17 protein-coding genes and 1 tRNA gene are annotated in these 18945 nt (G+C 59.3%); 6 read left to right on the top strand and 12 right to left on the bottom strand.

Annotation, left to right across the window (positions count from 1 at the left end; translation table 11 throughout):
- Positions 1 to 61: 61 nt before the first annotated feature.
- From ACYQ2I_RS05745 to glgP, 5 genes are all read right to left on the bottom strand, one after another.
- A complete protein-coding gene (locus ACYQ2I_RS05745) occupies positions 62 to 1066 on the bottom strand; it encodes a hypothetical protein (RefSeq protein WP_460166045.1) in 1005 nt (334 codons plus the stop codon).
- Entirely contained in the window at positions 1063 to 1398 is a 336-nt protein-coding gene (locus tag ACYQ2I_RS05740; protein WP_460166044.1) for a hypothetical protein, read from the bottom strand. Before ACYQ2I_RS05740 ends, ACYQ2I_RS05745 begins: the two co-directional genes overlap by 4 nt.
- A gap of 156 nt (positions 1399 to 1554) precedes the next feature.
- Entirely contained in the window at positions 1555 to 2148 is a 594-nt protein-coding gene (locus ACYQ2I_RS05735) for an NAD(P)H-dependent oxidoreductase (protein WP_460166043.1), read from the bottom strand.
- Between the two features lie 46 nt (positions 2149 to 2194).
- Positions 2195 to 2620 (bottom strand): acyl-CoA thioesterase, encoded by a 426-nt coding sequence (locus tag ACYQ2I_RS05730; RefSeq protein ID WP_460166042.1) that lies wholly within the window; start codon positions 2618 to 2620, stop codon positions 2195 to 2197.
- Between the two features lie 233 nt (positions 2621 to 2853).
- Complete coding sequence (gene glgP, locus ACYQ2I_RS05725; protein ID WP_460166041.1) at positions 2854 to 5052, bottom strand: alpha-glucan family phosphorylase; 2199 nt, start codon at positions 5050 to 5052, stop codon at positions 2854 to 2856.
- A gap of 401 nt (positions 5053 to 5453) precedes the next feature.
- Here glgP and cysC point away from each other — a divergent pair, with 401 nt between their 5' ends.
- The 3 genes from cysC to ACYQ2I_RS05710 all read left to right on the top strand — a co-directional run bounded on the left by cysC (position 5454) and on the right by ACYQ2I_RS05710 (position 7116).
- Complete coding sequence (gene cysC, locus ACYQ2I_RS05720; RefSeq protein ID WP_460166040.1) at positions 5454 to 6113, top strand: adenylyl-sulfate kinase; 660 nt, start codon at positions 5454 to 5456, stop codon at positions 6111 to 6113.
- A gap of 298 nt (positions 6114 to 6411) precedes the next feature.
- Positions 6412 to 6690 (top strand): BON domain-containing protein, encoded by a 279-nt coding sequence (locus tag ACYQ2I_RS05715; RefSeq protein WP_460166039.1) that lies wholly within the window; start codon positions 6412 to 6414, stop codon positions 6688 to 6690.
- A 138-nt stretch (positions 6691 to 6828) separates the two neighbouring features.
- Positions 6829 to 7116, top strand: coding sequence for a hypothetical protein (locus ACYQ2I_RS05710; RefSeq protein ID WP_460166038.1), 288 nt, complete (start codon positions 6829 to 6831; stop codon positions 7114 to 7116).
- A 165-nt stretch (positions 7117 to 7281) separates the two neighbouring features.
- Here the strand turns inward: ACYQ2I_RS05710 and ACYQ2I_RS05705 are convergent, their stop codons facing one another.
- The 4 genes from ACYQ2I_RS05705 to ACYQ2I_RS05690 all read right to left on the bottom strand — a co-directional run bounded on the left by ACYQ2I_RS05705 (position 7282) and on the right by ACYQ2I_RS05690 (position 12684).
- Positions 7282 to 8607 carry an arylsulfatase gene (locus tag ACYQ2I_RS05705; protein WP_460166037.1) on the bottom strand — a complete coding sequence of 442 codons (1326 nt, stop codon included), beginning with the start codon at positions 8605 to 8607 and terminating at the stop codon, positions 7282 to 7284.
- Positions 8608 to 8670: 63 nt separating this feature from the next.
- The gene (locus ACYQ2I_RS05700; RefSeq protein ID WP_460166036.1) at positions 8671 to 9576 is read right to left on the bottom strand and encodes an aldo/keto reductase; all 906 of its coding nucleotides are present in this window, start codon (positions 9574 to 9576) and stop codon (positions 8671 to 8673) included.
- Between the two features lie 149 nt (positions 9577 to 9725).
- Complete coding sequence (locus tag ACYQ2I_RS05695; protein ID WP_460166035.1) at positions 9726 to 11255, bottom strand: sulfatase family protein; 1530 nt, start codon at positions 11253 to 11255, stop codon at positions 9726 to 9728.
- 190 nt (positions 11256 to 11445) lie between these two features.
- On the bottom strand, positions 11446 to 12684 hold the full coding sequence (locus ACYQ2I_RS05690; protein ID WP_460166034.1) for a putative sugar nucleotidyl transferase: 1239 nt from the start codon (positions 12682 to 12684) through the stop codon (positions 11446 to 11448).
- 298 nt (positions 12685 to 12982) lie between these two features.
- Here ACYQ2I_RS05690 and ACYQ2I_RS05685 point away from each other — a divergent pair.
- Positions 12983 to 13065 (top strand) — tRNA-Leu (locus ACYQ2I_RS05685).
- A gap of 109 nt (positions 13066 to 13174) precedes the next feature.
- On the opposite strand, the gene ACYQ2I_RS05680 is transcribed toward ACYQ2I_RS05685, so the two are convergent.
- Positions 13175 to 14596, bottom strand: coding sequence for a sulfatase (locus ACYQ2I_RS05680; RefSeq protein ID WP_460166033.1), 1422 nt, complete (start codon positions 14594 to 14596; stop codon positions 13175 to 13177).
- 336 nt (positions 14597 to 14932) lie between these two features.
- Between ACYQ2I_RS05680 and crcB the strand changes: the two genes are divergently transcribed.
- Both crcB and ACYQ2I_RS05670 read left to right on the top strand, forming a co-directional pair.
- The gene (gene crcB, locus ACYQ2I_RS05675) at positions 14933 to 15313 is read left to right on the top strand and encodes a fluoride efflux transporter CrcB (protein WP_460166032.1); all 381 of its coding nucleotides are present in this window, start codon (positions 14933 to 14935) and stop codon (positions 15311 to 15313) included.
- 123 nt (positions 15314 to 15436) lie between these two features.
- On the top strand, positions 15437 to 15799 hold the full coding sequence (locus ACYQ2I_RS05670; RefSeq protein ID WP_460166031.1) for a DUF190 domain-containing protein: 363 nt from the start codon (positions 15437 to 15439) through the stop codon (positions 15797 to 15799).
- Between the two features lie 64 nt (positions 15800 to 15863).
- Here ACYQ2I_RS05670 and ACYQ2I_RS05665 read toward each other — a convergent pair whose 3' ends face one another.
- Positions 15864 to 17309: a sulfatase-like hydrolase/transferase gene (locus tag ACYQ2I_RS05665; RefSeq protein ID WP_460166030.1), complete on the bottom strand. Its 1446-nt coding sequence runs from the start codon at positions 17307 to 17309 to the stop codon at positions 15864 to 15866.
- Positions 17310 to 17417: 108 nt separating this feature from the next.
- Positions 17418 to 18935 (bottom strand): sulfatase-like hydrolase/transferase, encoded by a 1518-nt coding sequence (locus tag ACYQ2I_RS05660; protein ID WP_460166029.1) that lies wholly within the window; start codon positions 18933 to 18935, stop codon positions 17418 to 17420.
- Positions 18936 to 18945: the final 10 nt, after the last annotated feature.

The following is an 18945-nucleotide window of genomic DNA, read 5'->3' as shown; positions in this document are numbered from 1 at the left end:
CACCAACGAAAAGAAATTCCGCGATTGGCGGTCCCGACGAGCCCCCGAACCACCGTCTTCTTCAGACGCCGGCTACCGATCGCGACGGCGACGCCTCGTCGGTCAAGCCGGAACGAACGACGGCCAGAACGGCGTCGCGAACCTGCGGAGAAAGACGAGGCCACGATTGCACGACCCACATCAGCTCGGACCGTAGCTTCTCCCGCATCTGGGTTTCGTCGGCTGCATCGTGGTCCGCTTCAGAACGAGCCTCGCCCGCCACGTCCACCGATGCGTTTCTCTTCGAAGCGCGGCTGGACATCGGTTCCGCAACGCGTCCGTCGGAATCCGCTGGCGAGCCGGAACCGCCGGAAAGGCGCGATTCGACGGTGTGATGAACGGGTTCGGCCGCTCGAATGTTGTCCGCACGTGAGGCCGTCAACTGTCGGCGCCGTTCCTCGATCATGCGTCGAAGGTCCAACGCCTCGCTGGTCGTCCGACGCCAATACGGGTTGACATGGTACGGTCGGCCCACGACTTCTCGCGAGGCTTCTTCCGGCTCGCCGGTCGGACACTCCAGGAGAATTGAACCATCCTCGGCCGTGGGCACGTTGTCGAATCGAGCGATTCCGTTTCCGGACGGCTGCCGGGAATCTTCCTCGCGAACCACCCGCAATCGCCGAACCTGCGAAACGAGCGATTCGGCTTGTGTCGATATCTCCGGTCTCCCGCGGCTGGGCGATTCGGAGTTTCCGCTCGATCGAACGGTCGTCGAAGGCTGCGGCAGGTGTGCGGGTTGCCTTTCGTCACCGAAGATTGACGAAACCGATGTTCGAGGGCGATTCCGCGGCATACGCAGCGACGCGGCACGTTCCGCCGAACCGGTCGATTGGCCCTGCGAACCGTCGCGCGACGCCGAATCGATCGGCGTCGGCTCGGAATCCGTTCGACGGGGCGCCTTCTCGCGCGCCTCGAACAGATCGACCATGAGCGATTCGGGCGCGGCATCGGAAGCGTTGCGCTCGTCGTCGGGCGCGCGCCCGCGGATCGCCAAAGTTCGCAATTGGGCAAACAAACCGGACATCATGCTGCGTCGGATTGGGCGGCCTTCATGCTGGTCCAACTACGCTTGTACTGGAGAGCCTCCAGCAGCTCCGCCAGCGTCAGCGTCTTGTTGTCCAACTCAAGGGGGATTTCCATCCCGGGATCGCAAACCAAATCGACCGTCCCGTCCTCGCCGATCAGATAGTCGAGATCTCGCAACAAGCCGTCCTGGACGGCTTGGCGGACAAGATGACCACGAGTTGCCGAGACCTCCTCGGCCCGCTCGCCGAGGCTGTCCGCCGCCCGCTTTGCCAACGCCGGGAGGTATTCGCTCGGAATCTCGACAACCTTCGGCACGTAGACCTTCACTTGCATCCGACTGCTCCTCCTGAAGGGGTCCGTCCCTCTCCGAACATGGCCCGTTCTCGCAGAAACACCCACGGGCACATTACGACTTATCGGCAGTTAAGCTTTGCCGATTGCGTCGATTTTCTCGGATTTAGCGACAATCCCCCCCATCGGAGCAGCGCATTATTCCGCGCCGAACATTTCGTGGACGAGCGTCTTCGCATCTTCGAGCCAACCCTGCCGCTGCTCGGGCGTGCTCAGCACGATCGATTCGAAGTTACGACGCTTGAACCGCTCGACACCACAAAAACCGAAGATACATGTCTTCCAGAGATTCTCCAAAGGATCACCGAACACCTTCAACTCGATGTCCCGCGGCGTATTTGAGGTCGTCAGCACGAGCGCGCGTTTGTCTTTCAGTTTCCCATCCACCCCCTGCTCGGTGAACGCATAAGCGACGCCTTGTCGCAGCACGCGATCGATCCAACCTTTGAGAATCGCAGGCATTTGCCCCCACCAGTTGGGGTGCACAATCACGTACCCGTCGCATTCCACCAACTCACGACAGTGTTGTTGGATCTCGTCGGGCACTTTCGGTTCGGGGTTCGCAGGAGAGGCAATCTCGTCGTTCGTGAGAATCGGATCGAACTGTTCTTGGTACAAGTCGTGAAACGCGACTTCGTGCCCCAGCGACTTCAATTCGTCGACAGCCGTCTCGGCAATGGCGTGGCAAAAACTGCCCGGCCGTTGATGTCCCAATACAACCAGTACTTTCATGAGCGGTTCTCCCGTTCTGCCGTCTCCTGCACGACGCGTAGACCTGTCAACGATTGGGCTCGTCTCCCACGATTTCGTACGAGGCGATCACTTCCGGTGCGATGCGGACGGGCTTACCCGTGGCGTAGTCGATAAACGCCCAGCGGGTTTCGGCGGAGGCCAACAGCGTGCCGTCGTCTTCACGTTCGATCCGGTACCGCCGAACGGAACTCGATTTTCGCATCGACGCCACCCACGTGCGAACGACGATGTTCCAACCCTCGCGTGCCGGATGGTGGTATTCGATCCAGTGGGACTTCGCCACCCAACCTTTTCCCAGCTCCAAATAGCGATCTCCCGGCCAGCCTTGCGCCTTCGAATGCGCCACAGCGGCCGCTTCCATCCACTTCAGGTACACGACATTGTTCACGTGCCCCAAGCGATCGATCTCCTCGGGCTGAACACGATGACGATAGACGTATACCGCAGGCATGGAAGGGCCTCGTCGGAACTCGCGAGGAAAGCAGCCTCATCCCCGAAAGGATCGCGCCGCACCGCGATTCGGAACGTCTCGCCGACACGGCCGACACGTCGAAAACGCTGATTTTCTCAAGAAGATCAAGAAAAATCGAGCCCTCGAAAGGGCTCGATCGCTTGGAAGGCATTACGGAAGAAAGGCTTGCAGGGTTCGCCGACGGCACCCCACTTGCCGTGCGAACGATCGCCTTATTTCGACATGTCGCAACTCACGCCGCCGGCGGCGGGGAGATACGCATACTTGACGTAGTCGGCAACCATCCGGTGGGCACTGAACCGCCATGCCAACGAACTGATCGAGTTCATCATGCGCCGTACCCACGCCCGCGGCAGGCCGTCGGCGTCCCGATCGTAGAACATCGGGATCACTTCTTCTTCCAGCACGCGGTAGAGGGACTCGGCATCACGCTGATCGGTAATCGCGTCGTCGACATGCGACGTGCCGTGGCCGATTGCGAACCCGTTCGTCCCGTCGTAGGCCTCGGCCCACCAACCGTCGAGAATCGAGCAGTTCAAGGCGCCGTTGAGAACGGCCTTCTGGCCGCTCGTTCCCGACGCTTCCAGCGGACGTCGCGGGTTGTTCAGCCACACATCGACCCCTTGAATCATGTGCCGGCACACGTTGATGTCGTAGTCCTCGATGAACACGATGCGATGCGCGAACCGCGGATCGTTCCGCAGGTTTGCAATTCGCTGCACAAATTCCTTACCCGGCTGATCGGCGGGATGTGCTTTTCCGGCAAAGACGAACTGCACAGGACGATTCGGATCGTTGACCAACCGCGCCAAGCGGTCCGGATCGGTCAACAACAGCGTTGCCCGCTTGTAGGTCGCGAAGCGACGTCCGAAACCGATCGTGAGGACATCGGGATCCAAGACGTTTCGGGCGGCTTCGATGACTTCGTCGGGCTCGCCGCGGCGGCGGCACTGCCTGCTGATACGGCGGCGTACGAACGCCAAGAGCTGCGTTTTCAACGTCAAGTGCGTTTCCCACAATTCACCGGGATCAACCGAATAGATGTGTTGCCAAGCCTCCGGCTCGCCCATCTTTTCGTACCAGCCGGCGGGGAAATAGCGGTCGTACAAGACCTTCATTTGCCACGCAAGCCAGCTTGGAATGTGGACACCGTTGGTGATGTGCCCGATGGGAATTTCGTCCTCGACGTGCCACGACCACAGGTTCGACCACATGCGACGCGACACGTGGCCGTGCAGACAGCTGACGGCATTCGCCTTGTGCGACACCTTCAGAGCGATGACCGTCATACAGAACGGTTCTTGCGGGTTAGCCGGTTCGACGCGGCCCAGCGCCATCAACTGATCGTGCGAAATCCCCAGGCTGTCGCGTAGCGGTCCCAAGTGTTCTTCGATCAATCCCGGATCGAATCGGTCGTGCCCGGCCGGTACCGGCGTATGTGTCGTAAAGACCGTGCACCGCGCCACTTCCCGCAAAGCGTCCTGAAAGCTGAGGCCATCGTCCTGCATCCGCTCGCGGATCACTTCCAGCACGGCGAAGGCGCAGTGTCCTTCGTTGAGGTGGTACACTCCGGGTTTGATCCCCAGCGCCCGCAACGCCTTCACGCCACCGACGCCGACGACCAACTCCTGGCGAATACGGGTCCGAATGTCGCCGCCGTAAAGCCGGCTTGTCAGCTCGCGATCCTCGGGGCTGTTCCCATCGGTATCGGTATCCAACAGGTAGACGTTGACACGGCCCACCCGCATCAACCAAACCCGCGCCAACAGCCGCCCGCTACGCGTATCGATCGACACGGTAACCGGCTCGCCGTTTGCATCGCGTGCCAATTCGATCGGCAGGTTTTCCGGCTTGACGTCGAGGTATTCTTCTTCCTGCCAACCGTCCTTGGTCAGGACTTGCTTGAAATACCCCTGATCGTAGAACAGCCCGACGGCCACCAGCGGCACGCCCAAATCGCTGGCGCTTTTGCAGTGGTCGCCCGACAACACCCCCAAGCCGCCGGAATAAATGGGCACCGACTCATGAACGCCGTACTCGAGCGAAAAGTAGGCAACCGGCTTCGACCCCAGCACACCGGCATTTGTGCGGCGCCACAAGGTGACCTCTTGCAGATATTCTTGCAACCGCCGATACGCATGATTGATGCGGCTGTACAGGGCCAACTCGGCCGCGCGGGTCTCCAACCGCTCCGGCGTGATTTCTTCCAACAAGGCAATCGGGTTGTGGCCCAATTGTCGCCAACGGATAGGATCGAGATCCCGAAACAGGTTGATCACGTCGGGCTGCCAGCTCCACCAAAGGTTTCGGGCCAGCGCCATACACTTTTCGTACATCGTTTCGGCGGAAAGTCCCAAAACCGTCTTTGCTTGATGTTCGCTGTTTCCCATCACCGTTTCCGTTTGCGACATGGCCACCACTCCCGAACCACAGGGCTGTATATTGGACAAGGGATTATACCCCTGGTGACTGTTCGTTGCGACCCCATTTTTTTGCGCGTTCGCGCAAGAATCGTCAAGCCGAAAACCATTGCAGGCCAAGGAATTACGAATGCCGGCCGCCACCCCAAAGCACCCTTCTTTCCTACCTTTACCAGCCCGCCGCCCCTATACGAAAGTATGTTTCTGGGTTAAGTTATATTTATGAAGCGAATCGGCCGCCGGCCACCCCGAATTGGGTGCAACTGGCCCGTGTCGGCCTCGCCTACTACAATGAGCTTTCTTCGTCCGCACCAACCAGCCCGCGGACCGGGTTCAGCGGCCAAATTCCATGCGACGTCAATCTACCCACAGTCAAGGAGTAATGTATTTCAATGACGAATCCTGGTGATGCACAAGTTTACTGGCACGAGCACGCGGTAACTCGAGAGCAGCGTGAGGCGCTCAACAAGCACAAGGGGTGTGTGCTTTGGTTTACGGGGCTGAGCGGATGCGGGAAGAGCACGGTCGCCAATCTCGTCGATCATAAGCTCCACCAAATGGGGGTGCACAGCTACGTACTCGACGGCGACAACATCCGCCACGGCTTGAATGCCGCCCCCGGAATGCTCAAAGAAAAACACGGCGAAGAGTTCGCCAAGCGTTTCGGACTGGGCTTTAGCGCCCAAGATCGAGAAGAAAACATCCGCCGCATCGGCGCGGTGGCCAAGCTGTTCTGCGATGCCGGTTTGATTGCGATCACAGCCTTCATCAGCCCGTATCGTGTCGACCGCAACCGCGTTCGTGAGTCCCTCGCCGACGGCGATTTCATCGAAATCTTCGTCGATGCCCCGCTGGAAGTGTGTGAAGCTCGCGATCCGAAAGGACTGTACAAGAAGGCGCGAGCAGGTGAAATCAAAGGCTTCACGGGAATCGACGACCCTTATGAAGCGCCGGAAAATCCGGAACTGGTTCTCGATTCGGCGAACAAGTCGCCGGAAGAATTAGCCGACGAGGTGATCGCCTACCTCAAGGCCCAAGGCAAGATCGGCTGAGTTTTCTCGGTCGCTACTGTTTCCTGCCGAGAAACCCGGCGTCTGCTCGCCGGGTTTTTCTTTGGCCACACTGCCGCCGGCTGCCTGATCGCGCTTTGTCTTCAAAATTGACGAAATAGACTTGACGGCCCTTGGGACATTTCGATACATTGCTGTTGAGTAAATGTGTGCCGACACGCCGAGTTTGGAAGCTCTGCCGGCGCCATGTGCAGCGTAGTCGGCTCGTTCGGGGCAACTCAACTGGAAGCTCGGATCGACCGTTGCCAGGTCGACCGGGTTTTGGAAAAGTAGTAATACCATGGACGGCCAAACGACACCCACAGCCGCTACCCCCGCACGCACGGTGGAACCGCGTGCCCAATCGGCACTGCGATCGAGTCCCATTGTGGAATTGCAACAGTTGCGGGTGGTTCAAGATAACGATCGGCTTCTCATCTCCGGGGTCGTTTCCAGCTTCTATCACAAACAATTGGCACAGGAGGTTGTTCGCGCGGTATTGCGAGACGCCGATGTGCACTTGGTCAACGAGATCGAGGTTCTTCCCGACAACGAAGCGGAAGACTTGCACCTGGATTGAACCGCGGTCGCGTCGTGCCGACCGGTTTCTCCGTACCCGCTGAGTGCCTAATCGGCGGGGACAATGGAAGTGTCTCCTTTCACAGGACGTGTCGTCGGAACCGAAGGATCTGTCACCGACGTCCGGTTGGAGGGAACCATGGCTTCCGTACCGTACGACGAGGAAACCGTCGTCCGTACCGAGATGCTCCCCATTGAGACGGTGCGCGGTCCCAGCCAGGCCGAACGCGACCGACTCGCGGGAGACATCGCCAAAGCAATCCTGCGGGAGACGGGCGGCTGTGTCCGTCATCTCCACGTCGAAATCAACCGGGACGGAATCGTCATCAGCGGCCGTTGCCCGACCTACTACATGAAGCAACGGGCGCAACATGCCGCGATGATGCTCGCTCCGGGAAAACTCGACAACGAAATCGAGGTCCGCTGACCGGCCGCGCGAAACCATCTCGTCCACCGCTCGCTTCGCGGCAAGTGTGCGACCGGAAGTTTGCCGTCCGCACGCTCGTTTGGAGGACCTATCCGCCGCCCGTCGGACCGGCCGTTCGCGTATTGCGGTGACTCTTTTGCGCAAGCAGCGCGGGCATAGATGCGATTACGGGCGATCTGAAAACGTCGGCACGACGACCTCTCCTTCGGCCTCGGCCGCAATCGCTTCGTCGGACCGCGTTTCTCCCTCACCGCGTATGACGAGATAATCTTTCGCCGACGCTCGGCGAAAATACAAATAACGGTGATGTTCCTGCTCCCCTTTTTCCAGGAGCGTCGGCACGAACGAGACGCCGTCAATGGGTTGGGGTGTTTCGGTTCCGGCCAGCTCCGCCAAGGTCGGCATCACATCCCAAAAGGCCAGAAGTTCGTCGGACACTCGCCCCGGCCGGATCGTTCCCGGCCAGTACGCAATACACGGCACCCGTACGCCGCCGACTTTTTCCTGTCCCTTGAAGCCCTCGAGCGGACCGTTGTTGTCGAAAATCTCGTCGAATTGCGGAAATCCGCCATTGTCGCTGGTGAAGATTACCAGGGTATCCTCGGCGATTCCGAGCGATTCGAGCGTCCGCCGAATGCGTCCCACGTCGCGATCCATTCGCGTGATCATCGAGGCGAACGCCTTGGCTGCCTCGGGCCAGGGCCGGTCGACCGTGTACGGATCCAACTGGGGAACGACGAAGTCCGCATGAGGCACGGTCAGCGACAGGTAAAGAAAGAACGGACGCTCGGCTTCGGCCGCAGCCTCCAGAAAACGCAAGGTCCGATCGACCAACAAGTCATGCGTGTAATCGAGTTTCCGATCGTCCCCGTTGCGCAGCGGCACGACTTCCAAACGATCGTCGGGCGTGGCCGGCCCCAACATGCCGTGCGGATCGAATCGATACAATTGGAGCGGAAAATACTCGTGGCAATACGTCTGGTTCGGCTCGCCGAAGTAATACTCCCATCCGTGCTTGTAGATCGCACCTGTGCCGTCTCGGTCGTGCTCTTTCACGACGCAACCGCGAAAGTCGTCGCCCAGCGACCACTTCCCGATCATGGCGGTCGAATAACCCGCTCTTTGGAGTACGCGGGCAAGCGTGATGTCTTCCTCGGCGATCTCGGGGTGACGTCCTCTGCCGCCGTTCACGCGGCAACGCGTGTGCCCGGTATGCAAGCCGGTCATCAGCGAACAGCGCGAGGGCAGGCACAAGCTCGCTCCCGCGTGAAACCGGGTGAACCGTAGTCCGTCGGCAGCCAAACGATCCAAATGGGGTGTGCGGATCGTTTTCCCACCGTAGCACCCCAAATGCCCGAACCCCAAATCGTCGGCCAGGATGAACACGACGTTGGGACGGAGGGCCGGTTTTTCGGCGGCAAAGCCCGTCCCAACGTTTTGGATCGCTGCACAACAGACCGACGCAACCACCGTCAACAACCGGATTTTCATCGGCGGTTTTTCTCCGTATCAATGCTTCCCGGTAACCGACGGCGGCCGCACGCGGTCGTTCGCTCACGCCACGGCAGCCAAGGCCTTCGCCGTACGGGCCTTGAAATCGTCGATTTCCTCGGGAAGCTCGAATCCGACGATCATGACATCGACACAACCGGTGCCGAGAACGAACCGAATCGACTCATCGCGCAGACTCGGATCGTCACGAAAGGCACCTTCACCGCAGAGTTTCATCGCCACGACACCTTTGCCGGCGTCGTGAATCTTTCGCAACGCGGCCACGACTTCTTCGGGTTTGCCGTCCATCTTCACACCTTTGTGGTTGACCCGCGAGTGGACGACGTCGACCCAATCCGATTCGGCCGCCGCTTCCAGGGCCGCCAGCGAATGACACGACACGCCGTGCGCGCGAACGACGCCCTTTTGCTTGAGTCGTTCGAGGATGTCCATCTGCTTGCGCATCTCGTCGGGCCATCCACGTTTCGACATGCAATGGATTTGCACGACATCGATGTAGTCGGTCTTCAATTCCTTGAGGAACCGTTCGACGGCGACGTCGGCATCGGGGCGTTCCTGCTCGGGCAGGCCGTTGGGATGAAACCAAATCTTCGTCGAGAGCACATAACTGTCGCGAGGCAGATCGGCCAGAGCCTCGGCCACGTAGCCGTGACTGCCGTACAAGTCGGCGTTATCGAAGAAACGAATCCCGGCGTCGTACGCGTAGCGCACGACTTTCTTGGCGTGATCCAGGCCTCGCCGCGACAAGTTCGACTCGCGAAGCCAGCCGCGCATACCGAAGCCCATCCCGATCCGCGAGGCTTTCACGTGCTTGCCCAGCGGCACAACGGCAGTGGGCGAGGCGTCGATCGGAGCCGCCTCGGCGGAAGGCAAGTTCGATAAACAGCCTCCCAACACGGCACCGGCCCCGCCGCCGACTGCCCTGCCCAAAAATGTTCGCCGTTTCATGGCATGTTGCTCCCTGTGTCTGTTTGCGTGGTGATTCCTCCGCCCTTCTGGCGAGCGGCACAATGCATTCTATCGTCCAAGGATGAACACGGCGCCGCAGAAACGACGATCTGCGACGCCGGATTCGATATCTGTGCCGTCGACGGCCGCTATTTCTTCGTCTTCGGCTTGCCGATCGGCTCTCCCCGAATCGTGTCGTCGTCTTTGTAGTACTCTTTGAGACGATACAATTCAGCCGTCAACTCCTTGACCACGGTCGCGTACGCGGGATCGTCGTAGACGTTGTGCAGTTGATGGGGATCTTTTGCGAGATCGTACAACTCCCATTCCCCCAGTTCGTGGAAGAATGCCAGCGTATAGCGTTCCGTCCGAATCCCGTAGTGTTTGTTGACCATGTGCACCGCCGGAAATTCGTAGTAGCGGTAGTACATGGCTTTTCGCCAATCGGCAGGATTCTTCCCTTCCAAAAGCGGCACCAGGCTGACGCCTTGCATGTCATCGGGAATCGGCACGCCTGCCACGTCGAGGAATGTTTCGGGGAAATCGAGGTTCAACACGATCCGCTCACAAACGCTGCCGGGCTTGGTATGGCCGGGCCAGCGGATGAGAAGCGGCGATCGCAGCGATTCTTCATAAATGAACCGCTTGTCGAACCAACCGTGATCGCCCAAATAAAACCCTTGATCCGAGGTATAAAACACGATCGTGTTTTCGGCCAAGCCGGTCTCGTCCAGGTAATCGAGGACACGGCCGACGTTTTCATCGACCGAGGCGACACACCGCAAGTAGTCCTTGATGTACCGTTGATACTTCCAGCGCACGAGCTCCTTGCCCTCGAGTTCGGCTTCTTCGAATGCCTTGTTTTCATCGGCATAGGCGTTGTAGAAACGTTCCGCCTGCTCGGGAGTGAACTTTTCACGCTGCGGCACGAGTTTCAAGTCGTGCGGCGTCAGGTGTTCGGCGATGGTCATCTCTTGCTGTTTGGCGGCGGTCCCCCGATCGCTGTAATCGTCGAACAACGTTTCGGGCTCGGGGATCGTCACATCCTTGTACAAATCGAGATATTTCGGCCCCGGACACCAGTTGCGGTGCGGCGCCTTGTGGTGATACATCAGGAAGAAAGGACGTGACGGGTCGCGATTCTTGAGGAACTTGAGTGCCTCGTCGGTGATGATGTCGGTCGTGTAGCCTTCGTGTTGCACGACGCCTTCGGGCGTCTTCATCGGCGGGTTGTAGTACGGTCCTTGACCGAGGAGGATATGCCAGTAATCGAAGCCGGTGGGATCGCTCCGCAAGTGCCATTTACCCACCATCGCGGTCTGATAACCGGCCTTTTGGAGCAACTTGGCAACCGTCTGTTGCGACCCGTCGAACGTGCGGCCGTTTCGTTCGAACCCGTTCAAATGGCTGTATTTTCCGGTTAAGATCACCGCCCGCGACGGACCGCAAATCGAATTCGTCACAAAGCAGTTCCGGAACAACATGCCCTCTTGGGCAAGTCGATCGAGGTTCGGCGTCTTGTTGATCCGGCTGCCGTAACAGCTCAGCGCGTGGGCCGCGTGGTCGTCGGCCATGATGAACAGAATGTTCGGACGCGAATCGGCCGCAACGACCAATCCGCTCCACGCGCAAACCAACAACGCGGCCGCTGCAAACGTCCAACGATGGAACATCCTCATGGAAATCGGTCTCCTACGTAAACCAATTGGGGGGACAAGAAATCGAAGACGCTATTTGCACGGCCCGCCTCCTGAAGGCATTAGCTCAGACTAATTATCGCGCCCATGCAATGCAAGCAAACGAAGCTCGCCTTGAGGACGTCTTCATCCCCAAGGCGAGGCGGTTGAAAAGGTCTGTTTCGCGCGATCGTCAGAACGAAAGCGGCTCGTCGCTGAGCTGGCGTTCCGAAGCCGTCAACGCATGCATTGCCTGAATCAAGGCGATATCGCACGGGCGCTGCTCGACCTTTCGGCGTTTGAACATCCGCTGCTGGCCGGCCAGCACGACCTCGACGGGAATCTCGGACATCTGCCCGAACGTGCGGGCGTAGTTCGTGAAGCTGGGTACGTTGGTCGTGACAAAGCCGTACACCATGCTGCACACGCCGATGATCTTCCCGGTGAAGATGCTCGTGTTGATGGCCGTTTTCGAATAGTCGCCGATCACGCAGCCGACGAACTGCATCCCCGTGGCGACCCGCTTGCCGCGGTACTCGACACTCACGGTTCCATACGTATTTTTCAAGTCGCTGTTGCAGGTTCCGGCGCCCAGATTGACCCAACTCCCCAGGTAACTGTGTCCCAAGAAGCCGTGGTGCTGCTTGTTCGTGTACGGCTCGATCGTCGAGCCTTCGACTTCACCGCCGACCTTGGTGGTATGCCCCAGTGCGACGGCTTCTTTGAGTGCCGCATGTTCGATGATCTTACTTCCCGGGCCCACGTACACGGGCCCCTGGAGAAAGCAAAACGGCCCGATCGAAGCGTCCCTATCGATCACGATCGGCCCCTCGGACGTATCGGCCACGAGATATTCGCCCAGCGACACGTTCTCGCCGACGAACACGCCGTCGCGTACCTCGCGATAATCACCCTGCGCTAGTCGGTCTTGGAGATTCGCCGCCGTGATGCGCAGATGATGCTTGAGCACTTCGTGCGGATAAGCGCTCATCTCGATTTGCTCGACGCACGACTCGAGTTCGAGGCTTTCGAGCCATCCCGCAACCGAGTCGGGCGTAAGCGAGTCGGGTAAGGGCGTCTGCCGGATGTCGACCAGCGCCGCCGCAATCTCGCCGTCTCCCCGAACGGCTTTGGGTAAACGATTCTCTTTCAATTGCGTGAGGACGCGCAATGTGCCGATCGACGGCACCGCCCGGGCGTTCACGAACAGCAGATGATTCGTCCGGCCGTCGTCTTCCGGCTCCGCCAATCCGAACTCCGCTTCGACGATCGCCCGCAAATATTCGCGTACGATCGCATAGGCATCGAGCCCGAGGCGACCGACCAGCTCGACCAGGCGATACGATCCGCACGAAACGGCGAACGCCGGCCGTGCCAGCGTCATCGGGTAAAGCTGTTGAACTTTGGCATCTTCGAAGAGAACGAGCTTCATCGTATCCAATTCCCTACGTGCTATCCGCAAATTGGGGGAAGTCGCCGACTCTTGCCGGTGCATTTCCCTTTTACGAGCCGGGCAAAGATACCTTTTTTCGATTCACGGTGTCAAACGCCGTCGTGACCCCGATTTGCTTTGTGCACGAAGCCAAGAATTGGAAGAAAAGAACCCCCTACGGCGGGTTTTCGGGCCTATTGACGAGAGCCCCTCGGATGCACACAATAGGCACAAGCTCAGGCGGTGAGCCGGGTTATTCCGGCCGGTCGCCGAGCCCCCTCTTTAGAGGGAAATCTTCGCCGGAGTGGCGGAATGGCAGACGCGCTGGACTCAAAATCCAGTGGGCTTCGGCCCGTGTGGGTTCAACTCCCACCTCCGGTACTTCCCCAAAAGAACATGCAGCGGAAAGTCTCGTTACCAAAAGGCTTTCCGCTCCTTTTTCGTGCGCTCCGGCTTTTCGGCGGCCGCTTGTAATCCTCCCCCCAGCCTGCTATTCCGGCTGGCTCAGCGGGTATTGGCGGTCGTAGAGGTCCAGTTGTCGCCGTTTCCACTTATAGCCTTCCATGAATACCGGGTGCGGCAGGCTCACGTCCCAGTCTCCAAGTTTCTTGAGCATGGCCTTCGTCCGTTCGAGATTCTCCAGCGCCACGTCGTGCTGTTCGGAGATGTCTCGACTGAGGTCGAACAACATGGGCAAACGGTCGGGTAGCCGCACCAGCTTCCAATCGCCTTCCCGAATTGCGGCGCTGATCGTAAACCGCCATACCATCTCATCGTGCGGACCGCCTTCCGACTTGCCGGTCAAATACGGGAGCACGTTCGTTCCGTCCAGTTCCTCCTTCGGTAAGACCGTTCCACCCGCCAGCGACACGAACGTGGGCACGAAATCGAGCGACCAGACAGGCCGATCATAGACTTCGCCTTCCGGCAAGACGCCCGGCAACGACCAAACCATCGGCACGCGAATTCCGCCTTCGAGCAAGATGCCCTTTTGACCATTCAGGGGCGCGTTGATCGAACCGTTGGAATCGACCGGTCCGCCATTGTCGCTGATGAACACGACCAACGTGCGTTCGGTCAGACCGCACGTGTCGATCGTCTCGATGATGCGTCCTACGTTGACGTCCAGGCGGTACACCATCGCACAGTATGTGCGGCGTCGTTTATCGGCAACGTGTGCATAGCGAGCCAGATCGGCCTCCGGAGCCTGTAACGGCGCATGGGGCGCGTTGAAGGCCGCGTACAGAAAGAACGGTTTGTCGCGGTGGCGGCGAATGAAGTCGCACGCCTCGTTGCCGATGTCGTCGGTCAAGTAGGTGATCGGCTGCGGTTCCTTGTAGTTGCATTCGATCGGGGCGTTATATCCTGTTCCCGGCGGCGTGGGGAAGTAGTTGTGGCCTCCGCCCAAGAAGCCCCAGAACTCGTCGAAACCGCGTTGTAACGGGTGAAACTGCGGACGGGTTCCAAGATGCCATTTTCCGATGATACCGGTCGTGTAGCCGAGTTTCTTCAGCCGATCGGCGATCGTCGTCTCACCGACGGGTAGACCGGCATACTCGGGATCGAATCCGGGCGTCGAATCGGTCAGATTGTTGTCGTAACCGAACCGAACCTGGTTCTTCCCGGTAATCAATCCGGCGCGCGATGGACTACATACCGCCGACGACACGTATCCTTGACGGCACACCACGCCGCGGGCGGCCAGCCGATCGAGATTCGGCGTCTCGATCTGACGGCTTCCGTTGAAACCGACGTCACCGTAGCCCAAGTCGTCGGCGATGATCAGCACGATATTGGGGCGTTCGGGCTTCGGCTCCTCCGCACGCCCCCGCGCGACCGTTGTCGCGGCCAACAACATCCCCATCACACCGATCCATCCGAGCCGGCGGTACATCTGCATTGCCTTCATCATGGGAAAACGAATCCTCATCGTCTCGAGCGTTCAGGAACTAAAGGTTTCAGCCTGCTTTCGGAACTTGCGACGGCAACTATTTTGGGGCTTTCGAGGCATTCCCCGGCGGCACTTTCTTCAGCCCCGATCACCGATGATAATTGGAGTTTCGCCGCGCTGTCGGTTTTTCTCCGCTGTTTACTTGTTGGGCTCGCCCTTTTTGCCCTTGTAGGTGATCGATCGACCATGGCTTCGAACGAGAAATCACCCGCGTCTCAGAGGCACCGGCGATACGATCCGCCCGGCGGGATTCCCGCGCCGCGTCGATCCGATCTCTTTCGCACCAGGATGTTTCAAATGTGGCAAACGATTTTGATCATCGCGGCGGCCGGTGCTTGCGGGACGGTTTGCCGGTATCTGCTGGCGACCGCCGCCCAAAACCTCACCGGAAGCGCCGACTTTCCCTGGGGCACCCTGACGGTCAATGCCCTGGGATGTTTTCTGTTCGGGTTGATCTGGATGCTGGCCGAAGATCGCTTGTTGATCAGCGGGCACACCCGGTTCATCGTCCTCACCGGGTTCATGGGCGCCTTCACGACCTTTTCCACGTTCGCTTTCGAAACCGGCCAGTTCTTGCGCGATGCCCAATACGGCGCGGCGTTGGCGAACTTGACGGTGCAAAACGTGCTGGGTTTGGCCTGCGTCTTCCTGGGGATCGCGGTGGGCAAGATGTTATAGCCTTCTTCACGAGGATTCCGCTTTGCTCCGAGGGCATTTACACGGTACCATGACGCGCAGCGGGGCATACTCCTCGCGCGACTGTGCGCCTCTTCCGCACTGTTGATTGGGAGCTCGGAACCGATGCCTTTACCCTCGGAAGCGCAATTGCTGCGAGTCTTCGTCGGTGAGCGGGACAAATACCAAGGACGCCCGCTGTATGAACAAATCGTTCGCGAAGCCCGCCGTCGCGGCATGGCGGGCGCCACCGTTTGGCGCGGTACGATGGGGTTCGGCGCCCGCAGCCGACGCATTCACACCGGCAAAATCCTGGCAATCTCTGAAGATCTGCCCATGATCGTCGAGATCGTGGATCAACCGGATCGCATTCGCGATTTTCTGCCGTTCCTCGATGAAGTCATCACCGGCGGCGGCCTCGTGACCTTGGAACGGGCCGAAGTCATCTTCTATCGACACGGTGACGAACAACCGGACGACGCCGCCTGAGCGCTCCGTCTCCGGCGACAAGGAATTCGGCAACACGACCGTTGCACGTCCGTTCGTTCTCTCGCTACTCGCTCAAGATAGCGTCGAGCGTAGGCTTGAGCTTCTCGTTTTCCAAATACGGATCGTCGTACTTGCGACCGTAGTCCACGATTGCCCGAGCCAACCGGCGCAACACGTCGCGATATTCCGGCTTGTCGGCCTGGTTGTTCAGTTCCAACGGATCGGCCTTCAGGTCGAACAACCACGGTCGATCGACCGCCGACACGACCAGCTTGTAATCGCCCGAGATCGCACACAACCACGGTCCGGTACCCCGAATCACGGCGATGTCTTTCCATCCGGGCACGGCTTTCCCCTGCAACAGAGCCGACGCATCGCGTCCGTGACTCGGCGTTTTCTCTTCGACACCCATCAGGCTCAAGATCGTCGGTTTGAAGTCGACGCACGTGAGCACCTCGTCGACGACCGTTCCGGCGGGAATCTTCGGCGGATAGTAGACGATAAACGGAATCCGAGCCGATTTTTCATACGGCACGCCCTTGTTCAATCGTCCGTGCTCGCCGCACAGATCGCCGTGGTCGGCCGTGAAAACGATGATCGTCTTTTCCAATAGATCGCGACGACGCAACTCGGCCAATACGCGCCCGACGTTGTCGTCGATGCACTTCACCATGCCGTAGTATTGCGGCATGATCTTTCGTAACGTGGCCTCGTTCACGCCTTTTTCGGGCCGGCCCCACGCCGGGATTTGCTCCGGTTTTTTGTGCAGACTGGCCGGGATGGGCACCTCGACGTCGTCGTACATCGTATCGTACGGCGGACGAACCGTGTTCGGCCCGTGCGGATCGGGAATGCTCACCATGAAACAAAACGGTTTCGACGCATGCTCGCCCACGAAATCGAGGGCCTTCGTCGTCAACCAGTCGGTGGTAAACGATTTCTCATCGGCCCCTGCCACGTCATAGGTCGGCTGGCCCTTCGCATTTCGTGCAGCCACACGCGGCCCCTCGGGCGTGTCTTCCATCTTTTTCCAGTGGCCGCGGTTGAACATGTAGCGGTTGTCTTGGAAACCGAATTTGCGTTCGGGCGCCCACTGCGGTTTTCCATCGCCGTCGAGATGCCATTTACCGGCGTAGCCGGTCGCGTATCCGGCCGCCGAAAGCTCGGAAGCGAACGTTCGGATCCGGTCGTACAGCGGAATGTTGTTCGTCGTCACCGGCGTGTGATGCGGATACAATCCCGACACGAACGCCGCCCGAGACGGGGAACAAACCGGCGTCGTCGCGTAAAACTTCGTGCATTTCGCCCCGTGGGCGGCCAGCCAGTCGATATTCGGCGTCCCGACGATCTCCCCTCCGTAGCAGCCCAACATGTCGAGGTTGAATTCATCGACATGGATGATCAACAAGTTCGGACGATCCGCCGCGCGGCAAACGGCGGCAAACGGCCCGACGACAACCGCAGCGCACGCCGCGATGAGTAGTAGAAGACAACGCATCAGCTTGGCCATGGGGGAAATCCTCCGATGCAGGATACACACAGCGTTGGGGAACACATCCGACACGCACGACGCCCCCGCTTCCTCGGATTCGATGCGCACCGATCGTCGCCGATATCGTCACTCGGCACGACCGGCGTTTCTTGCGTTCGCCTTCGATTGGACCCGTTTCGGTTTCTTGGCCGGCGAATTCTCCGGATCATAAGGCCGCCACGTCTTGTTTCCGCTCATTCCCTGGCGTTCCAAAGCCTTCATCTCGGTGCCGATCCCTTCGTCACCTTGCTGTTTCATCCAGGCTTCGAGTACCCGACGCAATTCTTTCTTGACCTGCGCGTACTGCGGATCGTTCGCCAAATTGTGCAATTCGAACGGGTCGGCTTGAATGTCGTACAACTCCTCTTCGGGCCGGTGATAGTACGCTTCGGCACGGGCCTTCGCTGCGGCCTCCGGTCGCTTGAGCCACTGCTTCGGCAGGCCGTCCGGCTGCGTTCCCTCGGTATTGTAGAAGGTGGCTTGCCAATTCGGATTCCAAACGTATTTAAATCGCTCGTTGCGCACCGCGCGGATCGGATAGCAGGCCGAACCGTTGATGATGCCGCGAGTCGTGTGCGCCCCGTACACGTATTCCCGATGCGTGTCCTTCTTTCCCAAGAGAACGTCGAGGAAGCTCCGCCCGTCGAATCCGCGATTGCCGAATGCATCGGGGCAACCGGTATCGAATTTCGCGGGATCGGCCCCGGCCGCCTCCAGGAAAGTAGGAACCACGTCGATGTATTCACACAAGGCCGAGGTTCGCGTGCCCGGTTTCACTTTTCCGGGCCAGCGGACGATGCATGCCGCCTTCATGCCCGCGTCGTAGCAGGTCCACTTGCCGAACGGCATCGACGAACCTTGCTCGCTGAGGAACATGACCAACGTGTTTTTCGCGTGCGCCGACTGATCGACCAGCTTCAAGCAAACGCCGACTTCGTCGTCCAAGGCCGTGATCTCGGCGTAATATGCCCGCATCGCCTCACGCGTTTCGGGACAATCGTACAAGTAAGGCGGTACGACGAATTCTTTCGGATCATATTGGTCCGGATCGCCGATGTTCCACGGACTATGCGGTTCGTGGCTGGCAACCACCACGCAATAGGGTTGATCGGGATCGCGATTGATGAATTCGGCCAGCTTGGCTTCGTTGATCTTGCCTTGTTGGATATCCCCCAGGTACTCGAACGGAAAGGACTCCGGCGGCTTGTAGTGCGTTTTTCCCATCAACGCCACACGATACCCCAGCGATTCGAGATGGTGCACGATGCTCTTAGTCCCCTCCCGCACGCGGCTATGGTTCGGATAGGCCCCGTTCCGGACCGGATGCAACCCCGTGTACAACTGCTGCCGCGTCGGGGCACACATCGCCGTCGCCGTGAACATGGCGTCGAAGCACATCCCTTCGTCGGCCAACCGTTGGAGGTTCGGCGTGTGAATCACCGAGTTGCCGTAGGGTTGGCAATCGTGCCAGGTCATGTCGTCGCCGATGATGATCATGAAGTTCGGCTTCTCGGCCTCGGCGGCCTCGACCCCTCCGCGCGGAAGCAAGAAACCCGCCACCGCAGCGGCGAGCACACCGATCACCCATTGCGATTTCCAGTTCATGCGTCTATCT

It is taken from the genome of Thermostilla marina, from assembly GCF_054657455.1.
Note: the sequence above shows the minus strand (reverse complement) of the source record. Positions and strands in the feature narration are given on the sequence as shown.